Source organism: Roseovarius marisflavi, from assembly GCF_900142625.1.
GTDB classification, from domain to species: domain Bacteria; phylum Pseudomonadota; class Alphaproteobacteria; order Rhodobacterales; family Rhodobacteraceae; genus Roseovarius; species Roseovarius marisflavi.
In genome coordinates this window covers 1-3,691 of record NZ_FRBN01000060.1, presented here as the reverse complement: position 1 = coordinate 3,691, position 3,691 = coordinate 1, and the positions used below count along the sequence as shown (strand labels likewise).

3 protein-coding genes are annotated in these 3,691 nt (G+C 56.7%); 2 read left to right on the top strand and 1 reads right to left on the bottom strand.

The features are described from left to right. Positions 1-462: 462 nt before the first annotated feature. Positions 463-1,758 (bottom strand): MgtC/SapB family protein, encoded by a 1,296-nt coding sequence (locus BUB78_RS19795; RefSeq protein ID WP_073201127.1) that lies wholly within the window; start codon positions 1,756-1,758, stop codon positions 463-465. Positions 1,759-2,091: 333 nt separating this feature from the next. On the opposite strand from BUB78_RS19795, the gene BUB78_RS19790 reads away from it, so the two are divergent. Together BUB78_RS19790 and BUB78_RS19785 are read left to right on the top strand one after the other, a co-directional pair. Further along, a complete protein-coding gene (locus BUB78_RS19790) occupies positions 2,092-2,784 on the top strand; it encodes a CIA30 family protein (protein WP_245813607.1) in 693 nt (230 codons plus the stop codon). 54 nt (positions 2,785-2,838) lie between these two features. Then, the gene (locus tag BUB78_RS19785; protein ID WP_073201125.1) at positions 2,839-3,381 is read left to right on the top strand and encodes a DUF6512 family protein; all 543 of its coding nucleotides are present in this window, start codon (positions 2,839-2,841) and stop codon (positions 3,379-3,381) included. The last annotated feature ends 310 nt before the right edge of the window (positions 3,382-3,691 follow it).

Sequence of the window (3,691 nt, the reverse complement as noted above, 5' to 3'; positions counted from 1 at the left end):
CTTGCATTGGGTGGCTCCTCCTATACGCAGATATGGACATCTGCAGTATGGCGCATTGCGACGCCGATTGGAGCAGGAGCCATCCACCCCATCAGGTGTTGGTAGAAGCAGCCCTTCGGATCTGAAATTTGAAATCGATAACCACCAGCGGCTGTTTAGCGCGCAACAGCAGTCATCTGACAGAAAGACTCAGATGACTGTTCCGAGCCCAAAGCGGCCGGATTGAGTTCGCATCCTTCGCTCATGCAGCAATCAGATAGCCTTAGCTGGCGCAAAAGCCACGCTGCGACGCAACCAAGAAAGCGGCCATTCGTTGTGGCTGCGGCGAAATCTGAAGGGCCTGTGACCGCGTTGCGGGACAAACCTGTCTTTCGTGATTGCCGACTGAATGGCTGATTCTAGCATTACGCCGCCATCGTGGTTCGGCATACCGCCGGGCAGATTCAAAAGCCGAACATTCGACTAAGAGGACATAACCGGAGATAATTCCGCAATCCATGCCCAAGCGTTGCCACCCAGCCACCATGCCACCCAAAGTGCCGCCAGCTGGAGCACGAGTCCGCTTGACACGGCGCGACGGAAAGAAGGTTCGCCGCTGCGCATCGCGATCCAGATTCGGACGACCGTGTTCGCACTGAGTGCGGCGGCCAGAGGCAATGCGCCGTCGATTGGCGCGATCTGCCCGGCCGCTACGAGCGAGGCAAGTGCGACGGTTGCGGAATTGGTGCTGACCAGACCGGCGAGGGTAACGGTCACGAGTATGGCCGCGTTCCCGAAATAGTCGTTGAGGGTGGCGGAGATTAGCATGACTGTTGCCACGATCAGCGCGAAATTGACCGCACCCTTGACGGAAAAGACCTGAGACGGCAGTTCCAGCACCGTTGGCTTGGCTTCGCGGCGCAGGGTCAGGAAAATGATCGCCGCACCGTGCAATCCAGCCGCCAGGCCGGTTACGAACAGCAACGGAATTCCCGCGGCGAACATAGCAGGGCTCAAAGCAAGCAGGATGATACCGATCTGAACGAGCGAAGACACGGAGGAAAGCGTTGCCCCTGCAGCGGCACTTTTTGCATCTTCCGGCTTTTCGACAGCGCGACGGCCAAGGGCCGCGATCGTGGCGGTGCTTGACACAAAACCTGACAGAAATCCGCTAACTGGCAAGCCCAGGCGCGCGCCGACGACCCGCGTCGAGATGTGGCCAGCCGCGCCGATCAGCATTACGAGCACCACGATGACAAAAAGATCGCGCGGATTGAGAGCGCCGCCGGGGCCATATTCGACGTCGGGCAAGACCGGCAAGATCACTAGAGCCGACACGCCAAGTATAAGCCCGTCTCGCAATTCCGCTGCCGTCAGTATTGTCCGGCTAAAGCCATGAAGCACCTCGCGCGCAGCAAGAAGCGAGGCAATGATCAAAGCGACGCCGAGCGCCAGCAGCGTCGTTTCAGTCGTGAGGGCGCCTAAGAGAACAACTGCAAACAGCGCAAGGCTTGTGGTGAGTCCGGCGGTAGGATCGGCGTGTTGCGCAACCAACACGATGCGGGCAGCCCCAACCACAACAACTGCAGCCGCCAGGAGCGGCACGCCACCCGTCATCATACTGATGGCGCCGATGAGGGATGCCATTGCAAAGGTTCGAACGCCAGCCGAGGAGCCCTCACCCGTCGTGTGCGTACTTTTCTCACGCTCGATGCCAATCAGGAGCCCAATCCCTAAGGCCTCTACCAGCGCGAAAAATGACTCTGCGTCCGTTTCCATCTGCTCACATTAGGCGCCGAAATCACACGCCGCAATTGATACCCGTGCTTTGACTTTATCTTTTTCAGCGGTTGCTTTGCATAGCCAGGGTCTCGTTGTCGCGGAAAATGAAAAGATGCGGTGGAAATACATTCCAGCCATGATTGCCAAAATACTTTATCCTCCCGCATTGCTGATCCTGTTTCAATCTAGCGCGGTGATCATAGGCTTGATCATTCTTTGACAGATACCCGACACCAAAGATGTAGTTGGCGTGCCGCTGGACAGGGTCGCGGCACACAAGCTGTTGAAGATCGAAAAGCTGTCTTTCGCTGTGACCGCTGCATGTTGGGCATGAGCTCCGAGCTGCCATTCGACGATTTGCGCTTTACGGCCGCGCTGCGGGCAGAACGGACCGTTTGGGCAATTGCCTCGCGCGCTTTTTCCCGTATCCTCAACTGTGTTGCAAATGCTCAGGAGGTGCGCGCGATGCGGTTGTTTTCTAAACGGGCACTTGCAACTATCATGTTGATTTTGCCTTTGGCAGGCGCATTCGCTGAGCAAAACATGATCGAGGATTTTGAATTCCAACCTGAGAAACGATGGCAGTTCATCGGCGACTCCGTAATGGGCGGGGTATCCACCGGTCAGGTAGAATTTGCCCGCGAAAACGGAAAGAGCTATGCGCGCATGACGGGGCGCGTCAGCACCGCAAACAACGGCGGGTTTGTCCAGTTCCGAATGGATCTGCCAGCGCCGTTACCCAAAGACGCTGCCGGTGTACGCTTGATTGCCCGTGGAAATGAACAGCGTTACTTCGTGCACCTGCGCACAAGCGGTACTGTTCTGCCGTGGCAATACTACCAAGCGGGCTTCGAGGTGTCTGGCGTCTGGGCCGAGATTCGGTTGCCTTTTACCGGGTTCAATGCGTCCGGGCGGCTCCTGCGGGTCTCCCCCAGGCCGGAAAGCGTAAAATCGGTTGGCATCGTTGCCTTCGGTCGGGACCATGATGCCGAAATCGAAGTGCGTGAAGTCAGCTATTATTAGGCGAGCAGCCAGCGAGGTATCTGTGCCTGCAAAAGAAGGGATACGCGTGCCCATATGACACTTCGGTCCGAAGCCATCCTTCGTTGGGAGATCTATGGTGCTATATTCACCGTCATCTTCGGCTCGCTTCTGCATTTCGTCTTCGGATGGGCCGGCTGCTGGCGCCCTCTGGCAGTTATCGCAGCCGTCAATGAGTCCATCTGGGAGCACCTGAAGCTGGCATTCTGGCCCGGTTTGGTTTGGGCTCTGCTACCGCGAAAAGAATTTGGGTCGCCATTGGATGAACGCCTAGCCGCAAAAGGGATCACACTTTTGTTAACCGCTGTCCTGATAGTTTTGGTCTTCACAAGCTACACCGCCATTCTCGGGCGAAACCTTTTGCTGCTGGATATCGGCACATTCATTTTTGCCGTGTTGGCCGGGCATCTGGCCGCGGCGACAATTCGAATAGTTGGTATGCCGTCAAGGCTGATTGTAGTCGGAAAGGGCTTGTTGGTTGTCCAGTTTGTGGCATACGCGTCTTTCACCTTATTCCCACCGGACTTTTGGCTTTTCGTCGACAGCCGCACCGGACTCTCGGGAGTTCCGCCAAATTGAACCAAGGCGGATACCATTGCAAAAATTCCAGGTGAGGTAGGGTCTGCTCCGGGCTCGTAGCTGCTTTGCGGCGGCGCAGCAGGTCGAGCTTGACTCGATATCCGATAGCAGTCGTTCATTTGATGCAGATGCTTCACCGTTTTCTGCCAGATAGCCTGGTTCCCGGACATTCGACGCTCGGAAGCGGCTGTTCGACAAGACAGGTCGGAATGACAGTAAGCGGTGTTCCGATCACACGGTTTGTGCGTAGTGCCAAGGCAGGAGTTCACCGATCTGGCTTTGCCGATGCCCATTCACGATGGCGGTGAGA

What these genes read in the sequence shown, in the direction of transcription:
- BUB78_RS19795 (WP_073201127.1), bottom strand. Translation starts at nt 1,758, where the DNA reads ATGGAAACGGACGCAGAGTCATTTTTCGCGCTGGTAGAGGCCTTAGGG.
- BUB78_RS19790 (WP_245813607.1), top strand. Translation starts at nt 2,092, where the DNA reads ATGAGCTCCGAGCTGCCATTCGACGATTTGCGCTTTACGGCCGCGCTG.
- BUB78_RS19785 (WP_073201125.1), top strand. Translation starts at nt 2,839, where the DNA reads ATGACACTTCGGTCCGAAGCCATCCTTCGTTGGGAGATCTATGGTGCT.